This window comes from Xylophilus sp. GW821-FHT01B05 (assembly GCA_038961845.1).
In the GTDB taxonomy this organism is placed as follows: Bacteria; Pseudomonadota; Gammaproteobacteria; order Burkholderiales; family Burkholderiaceae_C; genus Xylophilus.
The window spans coordinates 3,401,509-3,423,912 of record CP152408.1 but is presented as its reverse complement, the minus strand read 5'-3'; the positions used below and the strand labels follow the sequence as shown (position 1 = coordinate 3,423,912).

The 22,404-nt window shown below is 64.0% G+C and carries 24 protein-coding genes, 2 tRNA genes and 1 riboswitch; of the genes, 10 read left to right on the top strand and 16 right to left on the bottom strand.

The window, feature by feature from the left end; genetic code table 11:
• The first annotated feature begins 18 nt into the window (after positions 1-18).
• Positions 19-357, top strand: a complete 339-nt coding sequence (locus AAFF27_15955; protein XAH21510.1) for a P-II family nitrogen regulator — start codon at positions 19-21, stop codon at positions 355-357.
• A gap of 22 nt (positions 358-379) precedes the next feature.
• Here the strand turns inward: AAFF27_15955 and AAFF27_15950 are convergent, their stop codons facing one another.
• The 5 genes from AAFF27_15950 to AAFF27_15930 are packed head-to-tail and all read right to left on the bottom strand — an operon-like array spanning position 380 to position 3,250.
• Positions 380-976: a TIGR00730 family Rossman fold protein gene (locus AAFF27_15950; protein XAH21509.1), complete on the bottom strand. Its 597-nt coding sequence runs from the start codon at positions 974-976 to the stop codon at positions 380-382.
• A gap of 2 nt (positions 977-978) precedes the next feature.
• Positions 979-1,533, bottom strand: a complete 555-nt coding sequence (locus AAFF27_15945; protein XAH21508.1) for an RDD family protein — start codon at positions 1,531-1,533, stop codon at positions 979-981.
• Between the two features lie 16 nt (positions 1,534-1,549).
• Positions 1,550-2,233 (bottom strand): DUF3106 domain-containing protein, encoded by a 684-nt coding sequence (locus AAFF27_15940; protein ID XAH21507.1) that lies wholly within the window; start codon positions 2,231-2,233, stop codon positions 1,550-1,552.
• A gap of 10 nt (positions 2,234-2,243) precedes the next feature.
• The gene (locus tag AAFF27_15935) at positions 2,244-2,687 is read right to left on the bottom strand and encodes a DUF3619 family protein (protein ID XAH21506.1); all 444 of its coding nucleotides are present in this window, start codon (positions 2,685-2,687) and stop codon (positions 2,244-2,246) included.
• The gene (locus AAFF27_15930; protein XAH21505.1) at positions 2,684-3,250 is read right to left on the bottom strand and encodes an RNA polymerase sigma factor; all 567 of its coding nucleotides are present in this window, start codon (positions 3,248-3,250) and stop codon (positions 2,684-2,686) included. The genes AAFF27_15935 and AAFF27_15930 overlap by 4 nt, the downstream gene beginning before the upstream one ends.
• A 297-nt stretch (positions 3,251-3,547) precedes the next feature.
• Between AAFF27_15930 and AAFF27_15925 the strand changes: the two genes are divergently transcribed.
• The 6 genes from AAFF27_15925 to pbpG all read left to right on the top strand — a co-directional run bounded on the left by AAFF27_15925 (position 3,548) and on the right by pbpG (position 11,274).
• Positions 3,548-5,341 (top strand): acetolactate synthase 3 catalytic subunit, encoded by a 1,794-nt coding sequence (locus AAFF27_15925; protein XAH21504.1) that lies wholly within the window; start codon positions 3,548-3,550, stop codon positions 5,339-5,341.
• A 147-nt stretch (positions 5,342-5,488) separates the two neighbouring features.
• Positions 5,489-5,980 carry an acetolactate synthase small subunit gene (ilvN, locus tag AAFF27_15920; GenBank protein ID XAH21503.1) on the top strand — a complete coding sequence of 164 codons (492 nt, stop codon included), beginning with the start codon at positions 5,489-5,491 and terminating at the stop codon, positions 5,978-5,980.
• 139 nt (positions 5,981-6,119) lie between these two features.
• Positions 6,120-7,136 (top strand): ketol-acid reductoisomerase, encoded by a 1,017-nt coding sequence (ilvC, locus tag AAFF27_15915; protein XAH21502.1) that lies wholly within the window; start codon positions 6,120-6,122, stop codon positions 7,134-7,136.
• Between the two features lie 105 nt (positions 7,137-7,241).
• Complete coding sequence (pssA, locus tag AAFF27_15910) at positions 7,242-8,081, top strand: CDP-diacylglycerol--serine O-phosphatidyltransferase (GenBank protein ID XAH21501.1); 840 nt, start codon at positions 7,242-7,244, stop codon at positions 8,079-8,081.
• A 198-nt stretch (positions 8,082-8,279) separates the two neighbouring features.
• A complete protein-coding gene (gene leuA / locus AAFF27_15905; GenBank protein ID XAH21500.1) occupies positions 8,280-9,983 on the top strand; it encodes a 2-isopropylmalate synthase in 1,704 nt (567 codons plus the stop codon).
• 211 nt (positions 9,984-10,194) lie between these two features.
• Positions 10,195-11,274 (top strand): D-alanyl-D-alanine endopeptidase, encoded by a 1,080-nt coding sequence (pbpG, locus tag AAFF27_15900; GenBank protein ID XAH21499.1) that lies wholly within the window; start codon positions 10,195-10,197, stop codon positions 11,272-11,274.
• A 15-nt stretch (positions 11,275-11,289) separates the two neighbouring features.
• On the opposite strand, the gene AAFF27_15895 is transcribed toward pbpG, so the two are convergent.
• From AAFF27_15895 to AAFF27_15845, 11 genes are all read right to left on the bottom strand, one after another.
• Positions 11,290-12,081, bottom strand: coding sequence for an IclR family transcriptional regulator (locus AAFF27_15895; protein XAH21498.1), 792 nt, complete (start codon positions 12,079-12,081; stop codon positions 11,290-11,292).
• A gap of 55 nt (positions 12,082-12,136) precedes the next feature.
• Positions 12,137-12,895: an arginyltransferase gene (locus AAFF27_15890; protein ID XAH21497.1), complete on the bottom strand. Its 759-nt coding sequence runs from the start codon at positions 12,893-12,895 to the stop codon at positions 12,137-12,139.
• Positions 12,892-13,647 (bottom strand): leucyl/phenylalanyl-tRNA--protein transferase, encoded by a 756-nt coding sequence (aat, locus tag AAFF27_15885; GenBank protein ID XAH21496.1) that lies wholly within the window; start codon positions 13,645-13,647, stop codon positions 12,892-12,894. The genes AAFF27_15890 and aat overlap by 4 nt, the downstream gene beginning before the upstream one ends.
• 93 nt (positions 13,648-13,740) lie before the next feature.
• The gene (locus AAFF27_15880) at positions 13,741-13,881 is read right to left on the bottom strand and encodes a hypothetical protein (protein XAH21495.1); all 141 of its coding nucleotides are present in this window, start codon (positions 13,879-13,881) and stop codon (positions 13,741-13,743) included.
• A gap of 56 nt (positions 13,882-13,937) precedes the next feature.
• A complete protein-coding gene (locus tag AAFF27_15875; GenBank protein XAH21494.1) occupies positions 13,938-15,179 on the bottom strand; it encodes a hypothetical protein in 1,242 nt (413 codons plus the stop codon).
• A 22-nt stretch (positions 15,180-15,201) separates the two neighbouring features.
• Positions 15,202-15,954, bottom strand: coding sequence for a hypothetical protein (locus AAFF27_15870; GenBank protein ID XAH21493.1), 753 nt, complete (start codon positions 15,952-15,954; stop codon positions 15,202-15,204).
• A 16-nt stretch (positions 15,955-15,970) separates the two neighbouring features.
• On the bottom strand, positions 15,971-16,540 hold the full coding sequence (locus AAFF27_15865; GenBank protein XAH21492.1) for a hypothetical protein: 570 nt from the start codon (positions 16,538-16,540) through the stop codon (positions 15,971-15,973).
• A complete protein-coding gene (locus tag AAFF27_15860) occupies positions 16,537-16,818 on the bottom strand; it encodes a J domain-containing protein (GenBank protein ID XAH21491.1) in 282 nt (93 codons plus the stop codon). Before AAFF27_15860 ends, AAFF27_15865 begins: the two co-directional genes overlap by 4 nt.
• A gap of 113 nt (positions 16,819-16,931) precedes the next feature.
• Positions 16,932-17,007 (bottom strand) — tRNA-Asn (locus AAFF27_15855).
• Positions 17,008-17,161: 154 nt separating this feature from the next.
• Positions 17,162-17,237: transfer RNA gene (locus tag AAFF27_15850), tRNA-Asn, on the bottom strand.
• Between the two features lie 49 nt (positions 17,238-17,286).
• Positions 17,287-19,326, bottom strand: coding sequence for a TonB-dependent siderophore receptor (locus AAFF27_15845; GenBank protein XAH21490.1), 2,040 nt, complete (start codon positions 19,324-19,326; stop codon positions 17,287-17,289).
• 183 nt (positions 19,327-19,509) lie between these two features.
• A riboswitch (TPP riboswitch) is annotated at positions 19,510-19,612 on the bottom strand.
• A 287-nt stretch (positions 19,613-19,899) separates the two neighbouring features.
• On the opposite strand from AAFF27_15845, the gene AAFF27_15840 reads away from it, so the two are divergent.
• From AAFF27_15840 to AAFF27_15830, 3 genes are all read left to right on the top strand, one after another.
• Positions 19,900-20,328 (top strand): transposase, encoded by a 429-nt coding sequence (locus AAFF27_15840; protein XAH21489.1) that lies wholly within the window; start codon positions 19,900-19,902, stop codon positions 20,326-20,328.
• Between the two features lie 7 nt (positions 20,329-20,335).
• On the top strand, positions 20,336-20,668 hold the full coding sequence (tnpB, locus tag AAFF27_15835; GenBank protein ID XAH21488.1) for an IS66 family insertion sequence element accessory protein TnpB: 333 nt from the start codon (positions 20,336-20,338) through the stop codon (positions 20,666-20,668).
• An 82-nt stretch (positions 20,669-20,750) separates the two neighbouring features.
• Entirely contained in the window at positions 20,751-22,271 is a 1,521-nt protein-coding gene (locus tag AAFF27_15830) for an IS66 family transposase (GenBank protein ID XAH21487.1), read from the top strand.
• Positions 22,272-22,404: the final 133 nt, after the last annotated feature.

Genomic DNA, 22,404 nt, shown 5'->3' with positions numbered 1-22,404 from the left:
CAAGAACAGGACACATCCATGAAGCAGATCACCGCCGTCATCAAGCCCTTCAAGCTAGAGGAAGTACGCGAGGCACTGGCCCAGTGCGGCGTCACCGGCCTGACCGTCACCGAGGTCAAGGGCTTTGGCCGCCAGAAGGGCCACACCGAGCTCTACCGCGGCGCCGAGTACGTGGTGGACTTCCTGCCCAAGGTCAAGGTCGAGGTGGTGGTCAACACGGTGGACGTGGACCGCTGCGTGGAAGCCATCATCAACGCCGCGCGCACCGGCAAGATCGGCGACGGCAAGATCTTCGTCACCGGCGTAGAGCGCGTGGTGCGCATCCGCACCGGGGAAGAGGACGAGTCGGCGGTCTAAACCGCCAAGCTCACCAATCTCTTCAGATCACGCTGCGCAGCGGTATCCGGTCGCCGCTACGGTCAGCGGCGGCCTGCACCAGGCCCGGCAGCAGGGCTTCGGTGCTGGTGCCGGTCTGCAGCAGCTCCATCTGCCAGTCGTTCATGAAGCCGCTCGCCACGCTCTGCTGCAAGAAGCCCAGCAAGCTGTCGTAGTAGCCACCGGCATTCAGCAGCCCGATCGGCTTGGCGTGGTAGCCCAACTGGCGCCAGGTCCACACCTCAAACAACTCCTCGAACGTGCCAATCCCGCCCGGCAGCGCCAGGAAGGCATCGGCGCGCTCGGCCATCATGGCCTTGCGCTCGTGCATGGTCTGCACGATGTAAAGCTCTTCGCAGCGCCGGTTGGCAAATTCCTTGTCCACCAAAGACTGCGGGATCACGCCCACCACGCGCCCGCCGGCGGCCTGCGTGGCGTCGGCCACCATGCCCATCAGCCCGTTGTGGCCGCCGCCATAGACCAATTGGCCGCCATTGGCGCCGATCCAGGTGCCCACGGCACGGGCTGTGTCGGCAAAGATCGCCTCGTTTCCGGGGCGCGAGCCGCAGTAAACGCAAAGGGAAAAAGCAGGGTTGGCCATGGTCAGCGTTTCTTCGGAGGGGCGTGGTGGCTTACCAGCCGGGTGCCGGCCAGCGCGTCGTGCAAGAACTGCCGCTGTGGGTGAAAGCGGCTCAGCAGGGCCCAGATCGCGACCCAAGCCGGCAGGATGATCACGGTTTCGAGCGCGCTCAAATGCACCAGGGCAGCACCCACCAGCGGTGGCAGAAACCACAGCCAGCTCAACACATAACGCCCCAGCGCCCGCGCCTGCGTCACCTGGCGACCCTGGGCATCGACCAGCCGGATATGCCAGGTCTTCATGGCCAGCGTCTGGCCCTTGGACCAGAACCAGACGAAGTAGATGCCAAACACCACGAAGAGAAAGGCCTGCAACGCATGGCGGTTGTCCATGGCATTGCGGGTCTGGCTCAGGGTGCCGAACAGGTAGCCGGCGATGAACACCACGCCGAACATCAGCATGCCCTCGTACAGCCAGCAGGCCAGGCGGCGCGGCAGCGAGGGTGCTATCAGGTTTGTAGCTGAAAGCCCAGGCGTGGCCTGGGCTAGAGGGCTTTTTTGCCCAAATTCAGGGTTCATCGATCAGTGAAGACGCTCAAGGTGCCGCAGCCGGCGCTGCCGGGGCTGGCTGCGCCGCAGGGTGCTGCGGAAGGAGCGTATTGTGATCTACCTGGGTCGGCGATACGCCGATCCGCGGGGGCGGCTGCTTGCTGTCGGCGGGCGGCGTAGGCAGGTGGGTCAGGCGCGGCGACGGGTTGGGGCGCATGGCTGCGGCAGCGCCTGCAGGGCGTGGCGCGCCGCCGCCCGAGGCGAGCTTCTTACGTTCTTCCTCGCTCAGTGCCTGGTAGGCCTCCCAGCGCTCTTTTTTCTGGTCAGGGGCGAGCTTGCTGGTTTCGGCAAAGTTGAGCCGGGCCTGGGCGCGCTGTTGATTGCTCAGGGCTGCCCATTCGCTCATACGCACATGCAGGCGGATCTGCTCCGGTTCCGACAGGGATTCGAAGTTTTGCGAAATGGCTATCCATTTGCGCCGCTGCGTGTCGCTCATGCCGCCCCAGTGCGGCGCCAACGGGGCCAGGGCCTGGCGCTGGCCGTGGGTGAGGCTGGAGAACTCCGCCCTCGACGGTGTGCGGTTGGCTGCGGCGGTCTTGCCTGATAGGTGGATGCCACCGACCGGGTTGGCGGGCGGTGGTGTACCGGGTTGCGCGGCGGCCGAAACCGCCCACATGGCCGCCAGCAGGGCGGCGATCATGGCGGACAGGTTGTGGGGCGCGCTGATCATGCGTAGGGGTTCAGTGTTGCTCGCTGGCACTGTTCTTGAGGAATTCAACAAAGCCGGAGTCGGTGTAGGCCGCAGGCGGCAGGTCGTCAGAGAGCAGGGCGGAGTCCACCTCGGCCAGCTCGCTCACGCGGTTGTCGCTTTGCACCGAATGGATCAGCACCAGGCCGCCGACCAGCGCCACCAGCGGCACGGCCGAGGCCAAGCGCCCCCAGAAGCCCAGTTTGCCAGAGCCAAACGTGGCGGTAGCGGTATTGCCCTGCCCGAAGATGGCCGAGGCCGTGCGTGCACGCACGTTCACGACCTTGCGGCGCGCCAGGGCCTGCAGGCGCGCCATGCGCAGCCGCTCGGACAGGTCGTGCGGCAACTGCCGGGTACCCTCCGACAGGCGCGCGACGATGCGCTCGCCAAATTCGTCCTGTATATGGGCAGCGGTGAGTGTTTGCGACTTGTTCATACCTGGATTCCCTTCGCCTTCAGCGCCTTGCCTAGGGCCTGGACCGCACGTGAGCAGTGGGTCTTGACGCTGCCTTCCGAGCAGCCCATGGCCGCGGCAGTCTCCGCCACGTCCATCTCCTCCCAGTAACGCATCAGGAAAGCCTCGCGTTGACGCGGCGGCAATTGTTGTATCTCGTCCTCGATCTGGTGCAGGATCTGTGCCCGCCGGGTGGTGTCTTCCGCACTTTCGGTGCGGTGGCTGCCGTCGTCGATCTGTAGCGTGTCCAGCAGGTTGAAGTCGCCGTCCTCGCTGGACACCTCGAAATCGCTCATGTTCGAGAACAAGGCGTTACGTGTTTTCTGCCGGCGAAACCAGTCCAGCGTGCAGTTGGAGAGGATGCGCTGGAACAGCATCGGCAGCTCGTCGGCCGGGCGGTCGCCGTAGTGCTCGGCCAGGCGCAGCATGCTGTCCTGCACGATGTCCAGGGCCGCCTCTTCGTTGCGTACGTGATACACCGAGCGCTTGAAGGCGCGCGTTTCGACGCTTTTCAGGAAGTCGGAGAGTTCGCGTTCGGTGGCCAAGAAAGTCCGGCCGCTGGGGGCGGCGCTGTGGGGGCTCGGGGGCGTGTGGACGCCTCGTTTGTGGTGCTGGTGGAGCGGGTGCGATTATCGCATCGCCTTATTTTTTGCGGACCCAACGGGGCTGGTCGCGGCGAAATGCGATAATTCGCGTTGCACATCAAAAGGCAAACGGGTCCCGGTCCGGCGTAACAAGCATATCGCCCATGTCCGAGGGTCCTAAGTTCCGACACCGCCTCACAAGGGTTGAGTGAAGGAGCACCCAAGGTTTTTCGTTAGAGAAATTCGCAAAGGTTGATCATGGAAATCTCCAAAGCCGAAATCGCTTCGGCAGCCGCCGCCACAGGCGCGCGCACCGCATCCTCCACCGAACCGCAAGAGCTCATGGGCGCAGAAGTGCTCGTGAAGTCGCTCCAGGCCGAAGGCGTCCAGTTCATCTGGGGCTATCCCGGCGGCGCGGTGCTCTACATCTACGACGCCTTCTACAAGCAGGACAGCATTCAGCACGTGCTGGTGCGCCACGAGCAGGCGGCCGTCCACGCGGCAGACGGCTATGCCCGTGCCACCGGCAATGTCGGCGTGGCCTTGGTCACCTCCGGCCCCGGCCTGACCAATGCGGTCACCGGCATCGCCACGGCCTACATGGATTCGATCCCGATGGTGATCATCAGCGGCCAGGTGCCGACTGCCGCCATCGGCCTGGACGCCTTCCAGGAGTGCGACACGGTCGGCATCACCCGTCCCATCGTCAAGCACAACTTCCTGGTCAAGGACCCGCGCGACATCGCCGTCACGATGAAGAAGGCCTTCCACATCGCCCGTACCGGCCGTCCCGGCCCGGTGGTGGTGGACATCCCGAAGGATGTGTCCTTCAAGAAGGTGCCTTACGCCGGCTACCCCGAGACCGTGGAGATGCGCTCCTACAACCCGGTCAAGAAGGGCCACGGCGGCCAGATCCGCAAGGCGCTGCAACTGCTGCTGACGGCCAAGCGCCCTTATATCTACACCGGTGGCGGCGTGTTGCTGAGCAATGCCAGCAATGAGCTGCGCACCCTGGTCGACATGCTCGGCTACCCGGTCACCAACACGCTGATGGGCCTGGGCGCCTATCCCGCGTCGGACCGCAAGTTCCTGGGCATGCTGGGCATGCACGGCACCTGGGAAGCCAACAACGCCATGCAGCACTGCGACGTGCTGCTGGCCGTGGGCGCGCGCTTCGACGACCGCGTGATCGGCAACCCCAAGCACTTTGCCCAGAACGAACGCAAGATCATCCACATCGACATCGACCCCTCAAGCATCTCCAAGCGCGTGAAGGTGGATGTGCCCATCGTCGGCGACGTGAAGGATGTGCTGACCGAGTTGATCAACATGATCAAGGAGTCCACCCTCAAGCCCGACGCCCAGGCGCTGTCGGGCTGGTGGGACACCATCGCGGGCTGGCGTGGCCGTGACTGCATGAAGTACGACCCCGGCAACGGCGACGTCATCAAGCCGCAGTACGTGGTCGAGACGCTCTGGAACATGACCAAGGACGCTGATGCCTACATCACCTCCGACGTCGGCCAGCACCAGATGTGGGCTGCGCAGTACTACCACTTCGACGAGCCGCGCCGCTGGATCAATTCCGGCGGCCTGGGCACCATGGGCGTGGGTCTGCCCTACGCCATGGGCATCAAGCTGGCCAAGCCGGAATCCGAAGTGTTCTGTGTCACCGGCGAAGGCTCCATTCAGATGAACATCCAGGAGCTGTCCACCTGCCTGCAGTACAACACGCCGGTCAAGATCTGCGCGTTGAACAACCGCTACCTGGGCATGGTGCGCCAGTGGCAGGAGATCGAATACTCCGGCCGCTACAGCCACAGCTACATGGACGCGCTGCCCAACTTCGTGAAGCTGGCCGAGGCCTACGGCCACGTCGGCATGCTGATCGAACACGCCAAGGATGTGGAGCCGGCGCTGCGCGAAGCACGCAAGCTCAAGGACCGCACGGTGTTCATGGATTTCCGCACCGACCCCACCGAGAACGTGTTCCCGATGGTCCAGGCCGGCAAGGGCATCACCGAGATGCTGCTGGGCAGCGAGGATCTCTGAAATATTGGTAAAAAGTGGCTCTAGCCCTTGCTGGGCCTGGGCTGGTAGCTATCAAATAGGTAGCATCCCTTTCGACGAATCTATTGCCCGCCAAGCCCGCGCATTACCGTGCGCGGGGGAGGGCGGCAAAAAGAGGAATCTCATCAAATGAAACACATCATTGCCGTCCTGCTCGAAAACGAGCCCGGCGCCCTGTCCCGCGTGGTGGGCCTGTTCTCTGCGCGCGGCTACAACATCGAATCGTTGACGGTGGCCCCGACCGAGGACCCCAGCCTGTCGCGCATGACGATTCAAACCGCGGGTTCAGACGACGTGATCGAGCAGATCACCAAGCACCTGAACCGCCTGATCGAAGTCGTGAAGGTGGTCGACCTGACCGAAGGCGCCTACACCGAGCGCGAACTGATGATGGTCAAGGTGCGCGCCGTCGGCAAAGAGCGCGAAGAGATGAAGCGCATGGCCGACATCTTTCGCGGCCGCATCATCGACGTCACCGACAAGAGCTACACCGTGGAGCTGACCGGTGACCAGTCCAAGAACGACGCTTTCCTGCAGGCCATCGACCGCAGCGCCATCCTGGAGACGGTACGCACCGGCGCCAGCGGCATCGGCCGTGGCGAGCGGGTGCTGCGCGTCTAGCAACCACCACGTTTACCCCCTTCCCGCTGTGCTTCGACAGGCTCAGCATGGCGGGTTTCCTTGCAAGGCGAGTGTCTATCGGCCATCGCCCAGAGCCTGTCGACGGGCGGATTCGCCAACAAGAACCGGAGCTATATCCATGAAAGTTTTCTACGACAAAGACGCGGACCTGAGCCTGATCAAGGGCAAGACCGTCGCCATCATCGGCTACGGCAGCCAAGGCCATGCCCACGCGCAAAACCTGAACGACAGCGGCGTGAAGGTCGTGGTCGGCCTGCGCAAGGGCGGCGCCTCTTGGGACAAGGTCGGCAAGGCCGGCCTGCAGGTCGCTGAAGTGGCCGAGGCCGTCAAGGCCGCCGACGTCGTCATGATCCTGCTGCCCGACGAGCAGATCGCCAACGTCTACAAGAACGACGTCGCCCCGCACATCAAGCAAGGCGCATCCCTGGTGTTCGCCCACGGCTTCAACGTGCACTACGGCTTTGTGCAGCCGCGCGCTGACCTCGACGTGTGGATGGTCGCCCCCAAGGCACCGGGCCACACCGTGCGTGGCACCTACGCCCAAGGCGGCGGTGTGCCCCACCTGATCGCCGTGCACCAGGACAAGAGCGGCAAGGCGCGTGACCTGGCCCTGTCCTACGCCGCAGCCAATGGCGGCGGCAAGGCCGGCATCATCGAAACCAACTTCCGCGAAGAAACCGAAACCGACCTGTTCGGCGAACAAGCCGTGCTGTGCGGCGGTACCGTCGAGCTGATCAAGGCGGGTTTCGAAACGCTGGTGGAAGCCGGCTACGCGCCTGAAATGGCCTACTTCGAGTGCCTGCATGAGTTGAAGCTCATCGTCGACCTGATCTATGAAGGCGGCATCGCCAACATGAACTACTCGATCTCCAACAACGCCGAATACGGCGAATACGTCACCGGCCCGCGCATCGTGACGGAAGAGACCAAGAAGGCCATGAAGCAGTGCCTGAAGGACATCCAGACCGGCGAATACGCCAAGAGCTTCGTGCTCGAAGCCGCAGCCGGCCAGCCCACGCTGATCAGCCGCCGCCGCCTGAATGCCGAGCACCAGATCGAGCAAGTTGGCGCCAAGCTGCGCGCCATGATGCCCTGGATCGCCAAGAACAAGCTGGTTGACCAGTCGCGCAACTGATCCTCTGCGCTTGCAGCAAAGGCCACCACGCGGTGGCCTTTGTTTTTTGTGCGGCGCCTGCGGGCGCTCTTACACTCGCCAGTTGCGCTTACAAGGACCTGATCTATGCAGAATGCACCCCGCCCACCTGACACCGCCAACGATGGCGTGGTGGTGCGCAAGCGCCGCAAGGGCATCTATATCCTTCCCAACCTGTTCACGCTGGCGGCGCTGTTCGGCGGCTTCTATGCCATCGTCATGGCCATGAATGCGCGCTTTGACCTGGCGGCAATAGGGGTTTTCGTCGCCATGGTGCTCGACAGCCTGGACGGCCGCGTGGCGCGCATGACCAATACCCAGAGCGCCTTCGGCGAGCAGATGGATTCGCTCTCCGACATGGTGTCCTTTGGCGCTGCGCCAGCGCTGATCGCCTATGAATGGGCGCTGCGCGGCCTGGGGCGCTGGGGCTGGATCGCCGCCTTCGTCTACTGCGCCTGCGCAGCGCTGCGCCTGGCGCGCTTCAACGTCAACACCACGGTGGTCGACAAGCGCTACTTTCAGGGCTTGCCGTCGCCGGCTGCCGCGGCGCTGGTGATGGGCTTTGTCTGGTTGATGAATGATGCTGGCGTGCGCAACGGCGAATCGACATGGCTCAGTTGGCCGCAAGTCGCCTGGATCACCTTCGCCTTCACGCTGTACGCCGGCCTCACCATGGTCACCAACGTGCCGTTCTACAGCTTCAAGGACGTGCAGATGAAGAAGAGCGTGCCCTTTGCCACCATCGTGCTGATCGCGCTGGGCATCGCGGTGATCAACATTCATCCGCCGACCGTGCTGTTCAGCGTGTTTGTGCTCTATGGCCTCAGCGGCTATGCGGTCTACGGCTGGCGCAAGATGAAGGGCCGCCCGGTGAGTGTCATCAGCACTTCCACCGACGAGCCCGACGAGCGCAACTGGCACCGCTGATGGCGGTTGCGGCCGTCCAAAGCCTGTGCTAGAGTCCCGCCCTATGACCAAGATTTCGCTGGCCCTACTACTACTGCTCGACGGGCAGAGACGGTAGCGCACGCGCAAACCTCACTCGACGGCCCGTTTTGCACCAGCAACGGGCCGTTTTCCTTTTGGGGAGTTGCTGGGTTCCACCACCGCAGAAAGATATCCATCATGTTGCAGCAACCCTCTATCAAGTACCGCAGCTTCCCGCCGGTCGGTCTCAAGGACCGCACCTGGCCCGATGCCGTGCTGACGAAGGCGCCCGTGTGGCTGTCGACCGATCTGCGGGACGGCAACCAGGCCTTGATCGAGCCCATGGACATCGACCGCAAGATGCGCATGTTCGAGACCCTGGTGGCCATCGGTTTCAAGGAAATCGAGGTGGGCTTCCCCTCGGCCTCGCAGGTTGAATTCGACTTCGTGCGCAAGCTCATCGAGGAAGACCGCATCCCCGATGACGTCACCATCCAGGTGCTGACCCAGGCGCGTGACCAGCTCATCAAGCGCACTTTTGAATCCTTGCAAGGCGCTCCGCGCGCCATCGTCCACCTCTACAACGCCGTGGCACCCATCATGCGCCGCGTGGTGCTGGGCATGGACGAGGACGGCATCGTGGAGCTGGCCACCACCCACGCACGCATGTTTGCCGATTGCGCGGCCCAGCAGCCCAATACCCGGTGGTCCTTCCAGTACTCGCCAGAAATGTTCTCGGGTACCGATCTGGCCTTCTCCAAGCGCGTCGTCGATGCCGTGACTGAAGTCTGGCAGCCCACGCCCGAGCACAAGTGCATCATCAATCTGCCGTCCACGGTCGAGCACTCCACGCCCAACATCTTTGCCGACATGATCGAGTGGATGCACCGCCACCTTGAGCGGCGTGATTCCATCGTGCTGTCGGTGCATCCGCACAATGACCGTGGCACCGGTACCGCTGCGGCCGAGTTGTCGTTGATGGCCGGTGCTGACCGCATCGAAGGCTGCCTGTTCGGCAATGGTGAGCGCACTGGCAATCTGGATCTGGTGAACGTGGCGCTCAATCTCTATACGCAGGGCGTGTCGCCGGAGCTGGATTTCTCCAACATCGACGAGATCCGCGCCACGGTCGAACATTGCAACCAGTTGCCCGTGCATCCGCGCCATCCCTATGTCGGCGACCTGGTCTACACCTCGTTCTCCGGCTCGCACCAGGATGCGATCAAAAAGGCCTTTTCGGCGCGCAAGGACGGCGACATCTGGGACATCCCTTACCTGCCCATCGATCCGAAGGATGTCGGCCGCAGCTACGAGGCTGTGATCCGCGTCAACAGCCAGTCGGGCAAGGGCGGCATTGCCTATCTGCTTGAGAGCGAATACGGACTCGAAATGCCGCGCCGCCTGCAAGTCGAGTTCAGCCAGGTGGTGCAGCGTGCCATGGATGCCAGCGGCAAGGAAATGACGGCGCGGGACATCTGGGCGCTGTTCGAGCAGGAGTACCGCCTGCAGTCCATCGAGGTGCCCGAGCACCGGGTGGCAGAAGACAGCGTGGGCGGGCGCCACACGGTGCACCTGGAAGCGCGTATTGACTGGGCCAATGCCCGGCGCGATGTCAAAGGCCAGGGCACCGGCCCGATCGACGCCTTTGTTGCCGGGCTGCGCGAGGCCACCGGCCACGCGGTGCGTGTGCTGGACTATCACCAGCATTCGATCGGCTCTGGCGCCGACGCCAAGTCGGTTGCCTATGTCGAGATGCAGGTCAACGATGGGCCGAGCCTGTTTGGCGCGGGGGTGGATGTGAACATCGTGTCGGCGTCGTTGAAGGCCATTCTGTCGGGCCTGACCCGCTCTACTGCAGCTCCTGCGGCCTCCGCAGTGGCGGGGGAAGTGGTTTCGGTCTAGAACTTGCTTCGTAAGAGCCGGGAAGCTTGCCGTTAGGCAGCTTCCCGGCTTTTTTGTGCTCCAATGTCGCCTTTCCGCAGTGGCGGTTGATACATTTGCTTATAATTTCGGCAGAGCTTGAACTAGCGCGCGCAAGTAATTGATCTTGCGCGTTTTTTTGAGTTCAGTACACTCCTGCCCACGCCTACTTTTCCGCCGCGGAGATCCAATGATGTCAAGTCGTAAACACCCCGTCTTGCGTCGCCTGGCCCAGGCCTTTACGGCAGCCGTGGTTGCTACCGTTCTGGTGCACCCGGCCGCGGAGGCTGCGCAGCGCAAGAAAGTCATCGTCAAGCAGCATTCCACGGTGGCAGTGCAGGAGCGGCGGCAGGCCAAGCAGGCTGCGCCCCGCAAGGCGGCCACGGCGACACGTGTCAGCCGCACGCTGTCGGCGCGCAAGACTTCGGTTGCCAAGGTGGCCTACGTGCCCGAGCGTTTGTCTTTCGGCCAACTGGCCGGGCTGCATACGGCGCAAGATCCACTCGACCTGAAATCCAGCGTGGCCTTGGTTATGGACCAGGACACGCATGAGGTGCTGCTGAGCAAGAACGACAGCGCGGTGCTGCCCATTGCCTCCATCACCAAGCTGATGACCGGCCTGATCCTTAGCGAAGCCCGCTTGCCGATGGACGAGATGATCACCATCACGCAGGACGACGTCGACACCGAGAAGTGGAGCCGCTCCCGCTTGGTCGTTGGCGCGACGCTCAGCCGTGCCGAGATGATGCATCTGGCGCTGATGTCCAGCGAAAATCGCGCTGCGCACGCTCTGGGGCGCACCTATCCGGGCGGCTTGGCCACGTTCGTGACCTTGATGAATGCCAAGGCGCAGATGCTGGGCATGGCCGACACCCGCTATGTCGAACCCACAGGCCTTTCCAGTCGCAATCAGTCAAGTGCACGGGATCTGGCCACGCTGGTCGGGGCTGCGTACAACGAACCCACGCTGCGCGAACTGACCACCTCGCCCAGCTATGCCGTGGAAGTCGGCAAACGCACGTTGCAGTTCAACAATACGAACCGCCTGGTGCACAGCCCCGCCTGGGATATTGGTTTGCAGAAGACCGGCTTTATCAATGAAGCCGGGCAGTGCCTGGTTATGCAGGCCAAGATCGCGGGCCGCAAGCTGATCATGGTCTTCCTGGACTCCACCGGCAAACTGAGCCGCGTAGCAGACGCGGAGCGGGTGCGCCATTGGCTGGAGTCTTCGGCCGTTTCTGCGGCCACGCTGGGCAAGCACACCGACGGTTGAGCTCGGCAGTAGGGCTCAGGCCCGCTGTTGCGGCAAATGGTGACCCAGCGCCTCGGAGATTTCGCGGGCCGTAGCCTCTAGTTTGGGGAGCCAGCCCTCGTCCAGGCGATCCGCAGGGGCCGATATCGACAAGCCCGCCACCAGCTTGTCCTGGTCGTCGTAAATGCCGGCGGCCATGCAGCGCACGCCCAGTTCCAGCTCTTCGTTGTCGCGCGCCGATCCGTACTGGCGCGCACGCGAAAGCTCGCGCTCCAGTATGGGCAGTTGGGTGATGCTGTTGCGCGTATGGCCGCTCAGACCGGTGCGGGTGGCATAGGCGCGCACCCGTTGCGGGTCATCCGCCGCCAGGAACAGCTTGCCCACGGAGGTGAGATGCAATGGTGCCCGGCCGCCAATGGCGCGCACCACCTGCATGCCGGAGCGCTCGCTATAGGCGCGCTCCACGTAGACGATCTCATCGCCCTGGCGCACGCTCAGGTTGACTGGCTGCTGGATCAGCTTGTGCAGCTCGCGCATGGGCAGCAGGGCGGCGTCGCGCACGCTGAGCCGGGCCTTGACCAAGTTGCCCAGCTCCAGCAGGCGCATGCCCAGGCGATAGCTGCCGGCCTCGGGGCGATCCACAAAGCGGCCGATGGTCAGGTCGTTGAGGATGCGGTGGGTGGTGGAGGGGTGCAGTCCCGTGCGCTCGCTGATTTCCTTGAGCGAGATCGCGTCTTCACGGGAGGCCAGCACGTCGATGAGAGCGAACATGCGCTCGATCACCTGAACGCTGGGCGTGGCGGGCACGCTGGGGTCTGTCTTCTTCATGGAACCTGTCTGTGACAACGGTTCTTGATTTTATCTTGTGAAATGTAATCCTGCTTCAGGATTGCGCTGGGTTAGCGATATCTGGAGGCCGCCACCGCCCATCGATCAGCAGCTCAAAAGGCTTGAAGCGCGCCTTGTAGCGCATCTTGGCGCTTTGCTCGATCCAGTAGCCCAGATAGACGTGCGGCAGGCCTAATTGGCGCGCCTGCTCAATCTGCCAGAGCACGCCATAGGTGCCGTAGCTGGTGTCAGGTTCGGGGGCGTAGAAGGTGTAGACGGCCGACAGGCCGTCGTTCACGATGTCCAGGATGGACACCATGCGCAAGGCGCCCGCGCTGCCGTCCGGCAGCGTGTCGCGGAATTCGACCAGGCGCGAATTGACCCGGCTCTGCAGCAAGAACTGCGTGTATTGATCGATGCTGTCGTGGTCCATGCCGCCGCCCGCGTGGCGGCCGTTCTGGTAGCGCAGATAGAGCTCGTAGTGCTCTGGCACATAGCAGAGCTTGAGCACGCGCGCCTGTAGCCCGGCATGCTGCTGCCAGGCGCGGCGCTGGCTGCGGTCGGGCTTGAAGTGGTCAGCCAGCACCCGCAACGGCTGGCAGGCGCGGCAACCGTCGCAATAGGGCCGGTAGGTGAACATGCCGCTGCGCCGGAAGCCCTTGGCGATCAGTTCGCTGTAGATGTCGTTGTGGATCAGATGCCCGGGCGTGGCCACCTGGGAGCGTGCCTGCCGGTCCGGCAGGTAGCTGCAGGGATAGGGTGCCGTTGCATAGAACTGCAAGGCATGCAGCGGGAGATCCTTGAGGTGCGTCACGCGGCGGGCTGCACGAGGCTGAGGAGTGAATTCCAGTATACGGGCTCGAATCTCCAGGTGGGTGCGGGTTCTGCCGCCGCCTTCGCCATCGTGTCCAGAAACTCTGCCCGATCAATCTCGGTGGCGCCCAATGAGGCCAGGTGCCGTGTGTTTTGCTGGCAATCCACCATGCCGATGCCATGGTGGCGGCACAGCGCCACGAGTGCGGCCAGGGCGATCTTGGAGGCGTCGGTGCGCCAGGCAAACATGGACTCACCAAAGACCGCGCGGCCGATGGCAACGCAGTACAGGCCGCCAACCAGTTCCCCGTCGATCCAGGTCTCTACGCTGTGGGCGTGGCCGGCGGCATGTAGGGCGATGTAGGCCTGCACCATCTCCGGCACGATCCAGGTGCCTTGCTGCCCTTCGCGCGGGGTGCCGGAACAGGCGGCAATGACGGCGGGAAAGTCGTGGTCGATGCGGATCTCGCAGCCCGGCTGCAGCATGAAGCGCTGCAGCGTCTTGCGCAGGGAGCGGTGCAGGCGGAACGCAGCGGGCCGTAGCACCATGCGAGGACTGGGGCTCCACCAGAGGATGGGCTGGCCAGCACTGAACCACGGAAAGATGCCACTGCGATAGGCCTGCAGCAGACGCGCCACTTCCAGTGTTCCGCCAGCAGCCAGCAGCCCCGGGGCGGGATCTGCCTCAGCCCAGGCGCTGGCCGCTGCAGGAAAGGGGGTGTGGGCATCAAGCCAGGGGATCGGGCGTGTCATCAAGCTGCCAGTGGCGGCCAAAGAACACGATTGTTCCATGGCGCACGGCAGCGCCCCAGGGCGGATGCCCTCATTTACTGAGTGTGGGGCGCATCACCAGGGGGGCGGCGTTTTGGCGGCATCGTGGGCATGCTGCCAAGAGCGCTGGCGCAACCAGTCTTTTGCCGCGCCGAGCAGTGGTACTGCTGCGCACGCCAGCAACAGCGCAATAGAGAGATAGAGGTAGATTGACATGGCAAACCTCCTTGGGTCTTTGCAAACAGTACTCCCTGTCGGGGCAGGTTGCAAATCTAGGCGCTTACGTGGCATTCCCTGCGCAGCAGGGCCATGGCGTCATGCAACTGGTAGTCCAGGTCGCTGCGCAGCGTCTTTTCCGACTCCTGCACAAAGCTGGCCCACATCCGCCGATAGTCTTCCTGGAAGGCGCCGGGGGCATGGCTGCCGATGAAGTCGTGGGCCAGTTCCGGCTGCAGGCCGCTTTTGCGGATCTTGCGCACCAGGCTGGCAGCGGTTTTCTCGGTGAGCAGGGTCTTCCTGGGCGCACCGGTGGCCAGGCACAGGAACAGGGTGAGCAGCGAGTGCTCGTCGTCATGGCCCTGGGTGAGCTTGATCCAGGTCTTGCTGGCGGGCTGCGGGGGCTCTTCTTCCTCGGCCAGGGCGTGGTGATAGTGGTCCAGCTCGCCCAGCGGGTCATCCACCAGGAAGTAGCGGCCCCGGAATGCGGCGTTGGCGCGCAACAACGGGCGCAGGGCCTGGGCCGGGTCCAGCAGCTTGGGTAGATCCGCCAGAACGGATTGGCGCAGGGATTCGCACACTTCGCGCAGGGGCTCGGGCAAATGCAGCGGCAGCGCCAGCACGGGCGCTGCGGTTTTCTTTTTGCGCAAGGCAAGAAACAGCTTTTCGAACGCCACGGCGTTGGGCCATTCGGTGCTTTGCGGCGCCAGTGCGTGGATGAGCAGCCCGGTGCGAATCACCGATTCCGCATCGGCCCCGGCTTCTTCCAGGTCGTCGGCATCCAGTTCGAAGGGCTTGGCCAGCCACAGGGCGGCCTTGATGGCCTGTGCGAGCTGGCTGCGGCGTGCCAGCTCGGCCCGGTACTCCGTGTGGCTGCGCAAGGACCACAGAGCCAGCAGCGGGGTTTCTGCATCGGCAATGCCGTACATGCCGAAGTGGCTGCTCTCAGGCATGGCGATCAGGCGCTTGAGCATGTCCGATCCGCCCTTGGAGCGCGACAAAAACGAATGCTCGCGCAGCGATTGCGCGGCCTGGTGCAGATCGCCGTCGGTGCTGTCTTCCAGGTAGAGGCTCACCAGGTTGACGATGCGCTCGCGGGCCTTTTCCAGCTCGGGCCGCAGGTACTCGGTGCCAAAGTAGCGGGCAATCTGCACGATGCCCTTGGGGGCCTCTGTGCCTATGGCCTCCAGCTTGGCGGCGTCGATGATGCCGTGCTGCAGGCCGTAGGCCAGGGCCTTTTCGAAAAAGGGGCGGCCGTCGTGCAGCGACAGCGCCGACGAAGAAGTGGGCGTGGACATGTGGCGATGTGGCGCGGCGCTATCAGATGGCGGATTCCTCGTCAGACGCGCGTGCGGCTGGCGTGGCTTTGCCCCGGTCGGTGTCGGTGGTCTCGAACTTGCCGTCGTCTTCTTCTTCCGGCGTGTCGTTCTCGTCCACGCCCTCATCGTGCGCTCGTGCCTTGGCGCGCAGCACCAGCAGGGTTTCGATGAACAGGTCGCGGCATTCGTAGCGCAGCAGCCAGGCCAGCTGCATCCAGTCGCCGTCGGCCACCTCGTCTTGCGTGATGCGCGGCTGTACATAGGCCGAGGCCATCAACTGCTCTTCAGACAGCATCGGGTCGTAGTCTTCTACGGCATCGAAGTTGCCGGTGCGGGCAAAGGCTTCGACACGGCTCCACTTTTCTGCAAAGTAGTTGGCCAGGGCTTCGCTGCCGCCTTCCAGGTCGCCGATGGCGTTCAGAAACTCCAGCGTGTCTGCGTCTTCGCGGAAGATCACCGCGTTGACCATGCTGCGCAGATGCGTGTGGCTCAGGTCCTTGTACTGCTTCTCCAGCACCATGGCGCGGGCAAACTGCTCGGGGGTGACCAGCAGGTTGACGACAGACGCCTTGGAGTCGTCGTACTCGCGCATCACGGCCAGGATGTCTTTGGGCGCCAGTTGGTCCAGCACCACCATCAGGGCCTTGTCGCCCTCGGTGTCGGCCAGTTCAGCCAGGGCCGATTCCGCGCCCACGATGTCGCCCGCCGCAATCAGGCTTTTGGTTTGGGTGATGAGTGCCAGGTGGTGGTTCATATGCAGTGAGCCCCTATCAGTCTTTGCGTTCAAAGCCTTGGTCGGCCAGCCAGTCGGCGGCGGTTTCTTCGCGGGTGCGCTGGTCTTGCGAATCGCGCGCGTCGTCTGCGTCGAAGCGGCTGAAGTCGTCATCGGCGCTGGTGTCATCGCTGTCTTCTTCGTCCTCCGCATCTTCCTGGACCGCGGCTGGCGCCGAGCGGGCGTGGTGGTACAGATACTCCAGTCCCGCCGCCAGCGTCAGGAAGTTACTGCCACCAGGTTCGCGCAGCACGGTTTGCGCCAGGCCCACGGCCCAGGGCTCCAGCTGGATGCTGTCCTTCAGGCTGTCCCAGGCGGGCAATTGCTCGGCATGCAGGCCCAGCAGGTGTTCCATCTTGGCCGGGCCGGTAAAGCGAAAGCCCTGGTGGAAGACCACCGCCACCATCTCGGGGCTCAGCTCCATCATCTGGACCAGAAAGCCCATTTCATTGCGCTTCTGCGTCAGGCGCTGGCGCAGGACATTCTTGTCTTCGGAGTCGAAACTCAGGTCATCCAGCTCTGCCTGGTAAGCCGAGCGGAGGTCACGGAAGTAGGGGGAGAGTTTCATGAAGGGAGGATGCTCTTGAAATAGGTTTGCCAGATGTCCTGCGCGGTGGCCAACGGGTCGTCCAGCAGGTTGCGGCGGCGGTTGCTGTCGTAGGCCTCGCGCTGCGTCTCGTCCGACAGTACCTCGTACGCCTTTTGCACCGCCCGAAAGCGCTCCGCCGCGTTGGGCGAAGGGTTCTTGTCGGGATGGTGCAGCGACGCCTGTTGCCGGAAGGCCTTCTTGATGTCGGCCAGCGACGCGTGGCTGCTCAGCCCAAGGGCTGTGTAGTGGTCTGTCATGGGACGAGTGCAATGAAGCTGATGGTGGGCATGCCAAGCCGCAAGTATCGGCAAAAGAAAAAACCCGCTATGCAGAACATAGCGGGTTTTCCAGAGGCCTTGCGGCTTGTAGGTGGCTCCTCGACCTGGGCTCGAACCAGGGACCTACGGATTAACAGTCCGGCGCTCTACCGACTGAGCTATCGAGGAACAAGCCTTAAATTATATGCAATGGATTCGTCGATTTGCGCCCGCCGGCTGCATTTTTTGCATTGATGCGATCCCCGCTTGTATCAACGCCAAATGAAAATGCCCCGCTACCTTGTGGGTTGCGGAGCATTCAGAGGCCTTGCGGCTTTGTGTCTGGCTCCTCGACCTGGGCTCGAACCAGGGACCTACGGATTAACAGTCCGGCGCTCTACCGACTGAGCTATCGAGGAATAAGCCTTAGATTATAGCCTGCTTTTCTGCGGTTTCTTGGCCACCCCTTCAAAGCGCAACGCTCAGCCCCAGGCGCAACGTGCGCGGTGCACCCGGGTACAGGTAGACGTGGCCGTACTGGTAGGGGGACTCTTTCCAGTAACGGCGGTCCAGCAGGTTGTCTATGTTGGCCTGCCAGCGCAGGGTCTTGCCGCCCACTTTCTGCTCGTAGCGCAGGCCCGCGTCCAGGCGCGCCCAACTGGGCAGCTCTATAGAGCCATCGGGCAGCACGGCGCGGCGGCCTTCGTGCGACAGGGCGCCGACCAACTCCAGGCCCGGCAGTGCCGCAACGCGGTAGCCCGCTTGCGCGCGCAGCGTGTGATTGGGCACATTGGTGGGGCGCTGGCCGTTGATGGTGGGCTCGGCCGTGCTGCCCTGGCGCTTGGCGTCGAGCAGCATCACGCCACCGGCCAGGCGCCATGGGCCCTGCTGCCACTGCGCGCTGGCCTCCAGGCCCTGGTGGCGCGCATCGCCGTCATAGGCGCCTTCGCAAGGCGTGATACCCAGGCGGTTGCAGGCATCCAGGTTGGTCACCGGCCGCACGATGTGGAACCAGGCCAACTGCCAGCGCAACACCTCGTCGCCGCCCTTCATGCCGATTTCCCACTGGCGCGATTTGACGGCGGGCAGGGCAACGCCGGCATTGGTGTATTGCGATGGCTTGTTGGGCACGATCTGCGACTCCACACCTTGGCCGTAGCTGGCGTAGACGATGCGGCCCGGCGCCAGCGCGTAGCTGGCGGCCAGCCACGGCGTGGTCAGGCCGGCGTCGTAGTCGGTTGGGCGCGTGCCGTCGGTGCGCACGCTCTCGCGCGACAGGCGCGTGTAGCGCAGGCCAGCCCAGGTGGTGAAGCGCGGGTTCCAGCGGATCGCGTCTTGGGCCGAGAACTCCAGCGAATGTTCGTCGCGGTTGGTGTTGGTGTCGGTCAGCGTTGGGTCTGCCGGCGTGAACAGCGTGCCTGCGACGTTGCCGCTGCCCACGTAGTTGTAGGCCTGGTCCTGGAAGCGGTTGCGCACGCGACTGGCCAAGATGCCAAAGGACAGGTCGTGCGCTACGCCGCCAGTCTGCGCATGGCCTTGCAGCGTGAGGTTGGCGGCTTGCTGCAGGCGGCGCTCGTTGTCGCTGCGGAAGTCATAGAGGTCGTAGGTACCGTCAGAGCAGTAGCGGTCGTAGTTGCCCTCGGCGCCGCAGCCAAAGGGGTAGGCCAGCCGGTCATCGCTCTTGAGCCGTTGCTGGCCCAGTTGCGCAGACCAGCGCCAGCGGTCATTCAGGGCTTGCTGGAAGCGCAGCGTGCCGGTCAGTGCCTCGAACACCGAGGGCTGCGACCAGGGCTGGTTGTTGAGGTTGATGCGCGGGTCCGCCGGCGCGGGCAAGGTGTTGCCCAGCAGGCTGAAGCCGGCCTGGCTGGGCTGGGATTTGCGGCTCCATTCCACCTCTGCCTCCAGCACCGAATCGCGGCTGATGCGCCAGTCGGTGGCCAGCGACAGCAGGCTGCGTTCGCCGTCCAGGTTGTGTGCCAGCGGCCGCAGGCGCTCCTGCGCAAGGTTCAGGCGATAGCCAAACTCGCGGTCTACGCCAAAGCGCCCACCCAGGTCCACCGCGCCCAGCAGGCTGCCGCGCGACGTCGTCTCCACACGCACCTCGCGCAGGTCGTGCTCGGTCGGGCGCTTGACCACGTAGTTGACCAGCCCGCCCGGCGCGCTGGTGCCGGCCTGGATGCCGCTGGTGCCCTTGAGGATCTCGATGCGCTCTTTGTTGTCGAGCGGGATCGTGGTCTCTGCGCTGATCGGCAGGCCTTCGCGCCGGTAGTTGAAGCGGTTGTCCAGTACAAAGCCGCGCACCGTCAGGAAGTCCCAATAGCCGGGCGAGTTGTAGGCGTCGGTGACGGAGGCGTCGAACTGCGTCAGGTCCGCCAGCCGCCGCGCGCCGCTGGCCTGCAACTGGGTGCGGTCCACCACCGTGGCAGACACCGGCACCTCTTGCAGCGGCAGATCGCCAAAGCCGGCGATGTCGGCCTGCGGCGCCGCGCGGCGGTCGTCGATCGTCACCGCCTTGAGCGTGGGCGCGCTGTCGGGTGTGGTTTGGGCAGCAACGCCCGTTGCTATAAAAACAAGAGCTGATAGCCCTTGCTGCACCTGGGCTAAGCCCACTTTTCTTATAAATGCCACAACGTCATCCTTGGACGGTTGGGCAGGGCGAAGACGTGCGGGACGCGGGTGGCCATGAACGGCCCCGGTCAGAACATGCTTTCCCTGCGCGAGGATTACCTCAATCAGGTTCGAAGGGACTTTCTCAGTCGCCCCGCATCGCGCGGCAACACCCCCAGCGGCTGCGCGGCCTGGGCTGCGCAGTGGGGGGATTTTATGCGGTGGGGTGGGGGCCGCTGTTGGTTTGCGGCGCCGGGAGGAGCGTTTTGTGGCGCGGCGACGAATGCCTTGTGGATGGAGTAGGGGCGAAGAGCCCGTTTGTCCGAAAGGCGCCGGGCGCTGGCGGCTGTGGGCTCTGGCTTGTCAGCGGATTGAGATGTGCGGAAGGTGTATGGTAAGCGGCTGGCGAACCCATCTTGAATGAGGTGGTGAGGCTGAGCAAGATCGTGTGCACGCAACATTGGCGTGGACACGATGCTCAAAGACCCTCAGACACCGCGCTATGCGCAGCGGCGTACGCACCGCACCTATACCCCGCAGTTCAAGGCCGAACTGGTGGCCGCCTGCCGACAGCCCGGGACGTCCATTGCTGCGGTAGCCCTGCAACATGGCATGAACGCCAACGTACTGCACCGCTGGCTCAAGGAATGGGCGCAGGGACTTCACCGTCTTGAAGTTGGCGTCAGCACTGCGGTCGTTGCTTCCCAACCCCCGGCCTTTATCCCCATCGAGCTGAGCGTAGTACCGCCGGCGTCTACTGGGGAGCTACCATCAGCGCCCTTGCCAACGTCAGCGGACGGCATCCGCATCGAATGCCAGCGCCCCGGCATGTCCGTGACCGTGCACTGGCCCTTATCCGCTGCTACCGAGTGCGCCCAGATGCTGCGCGAATTACTGCGGTGATCCGCACATGATCAGGATTGACGCGGCTTGGCTGGCCACCACCCCGCTGGATATGCGCGCAGGCACCGACACCGCGCTGGCGCGGGTGATCGCCACCTTCGGCTCTGCCCAGCCGCACCACGCTTACGTCTTTGCCAACCAGCGCGCCAATCGCCTGAAGGTGCTAGTGCACGACGGCGTGGGACTGTGGCTGGCTGCGCGCCGACTGCACCAGGGCAAGTTCGTCTGGGCACCGGCAGGCAGTCCGAACGTGGCGTTGGAACACGCCCAGCTCAACGCCCTGGTGCTGGGCCTGCCCTGGCAGCGTGTGGGCTCGCAAGGTGCCATCACCGTGGTCTGAATCGTCGGCGTAGGGGCGTGGCCGTGGCAATCGGGAGATGCGTCAATGGCCGGACCCAGGGTGAGCGGGCACACTGCCAGCCATGGTGATCGACGAGCAGGCCCTGAGCGAACTGGACGCAGAGCAACTGCGCGAAGTGACCCAGCGCCTGCTGGCCGAACTGCGTCACCAGCGCGCGCTCAACGAGAAGCTCACCTATGAGTGCGCGCTGCTCAAGCAGTTGAAGTTCGCCGCCCAATCCGAGCGGCACAGCGCCGATCAGAGGAGCCTGCTGGAAGAAGAGCTCGACAGCGATCTGGCCGCCGTCTCTCACGAGATCGAGCAGTTACGAGCGGCTCAACCTGCCACCGACAAACAGCAGCCCAAGCGCACGCCGCTGCCGGCGAACCTGCCCAGGCGCGAGATCCTCCATGAACCCGAATCCACCACCTGCGGCACGCTCGGTTGCGGCTGTCAGCTCAAGCGCATCGGCCAGGACGTGGCCGAGAAGCTGGACTACGTGCCCGGCGTCTTCACGGTGGAGCGCCACATCCGTGGCAAGTGGGCCTGCGCCCAGTGCCAGACGATCACCCAGGCGCCGGTGGGCGCCCACGTCATCGACAAAGGCATCCCGACAGCCGGCCTGCTGGCCCAGGTGCTGGTGGCCAAGTACGCCGATCACCAGCCCTTGTACCGGCAGGAGAACATCTTTGGTCGCGCCGGTCTGGCGATTCCAAGATCCACCTTGGCGCAATGGGTGGGCACCTGCGGTGCGCGGCTGCAACCGCTGGTCGATGCCCTGAAGGCCGAGGTGCTCGGCCACCGGGTGTTGCACGGTGATGAGACCCCGGTGGCCATGCTCAAGCCGGGCAACGGTAAAACGCACCGGGCCTACCTGTGGGCGTATGCCCCAGGAGCGTTTGAAGCCACGCGTGCCGTGGTCTATGACTTCTGCGAGTCACGCGCCGGGGAACATGCCCGCATCTTCCTGGGGGACTGGCGCGGCAGTCTGATCTGCGACGACTACGCCGGGTACAAAGCCAGCTTTGCTCAAGGCGTGACGGAGGCCGGCTGCCTGGCGCATGCCCGGCGCAAGTTCTTCGAGCTGCACGCGGCGGGCAAGAGCCAGATCGCCGAATTGGCCCTGGCGCAGTTCGCCCGGGTCTATGAGATCGAACGGCAAGCTCAGAGCCTAGCGGCACCAGAGCGGCTGCAGGTACGCCAGCAATACAGCCGACCGATACTGGATGCCTTGCATCAATGGATGGTGCTGCAGCGCCAGCAGGTGGCGGGCAACTCGGCGACGGCCAAGGCACTGGACTACAGCCTCAAAAGATGGGCTGCGCTCACGCGCTTCGTCGATGACCCGCAGCTGCCGGCGGATAACAATTGGATCGAGAATCAGATCCGGCCCATTGCCCTTGGGCGCTCGAACTGGTTGTTTGCCGGTAGCCTGCGCGCGGGCCAGCGGGCAGCTGCCGTGATGAGCCTGATCCAGTCGGCGCGCATGAACGAGCATGACCCGTATGCCTACCTCAAGGATGTGCTGACCCGGCTGCCCACGCACAAGGCCGGCCGCATCGATGAGCTGCTGCCACATCGCTGGCAACCTGCCAGCATCTGATCATCAGCCATGACCGCCAGCGGCGGTCAACATGGGTTTGCCGCGCGCTTACGGTGTATGTCCGCTTTGCAGCGATTGATGACTTTCGGCGCGCGGGCGTCCTTGGTCAGCTGTCGGCCAGGAGCAGGTATTG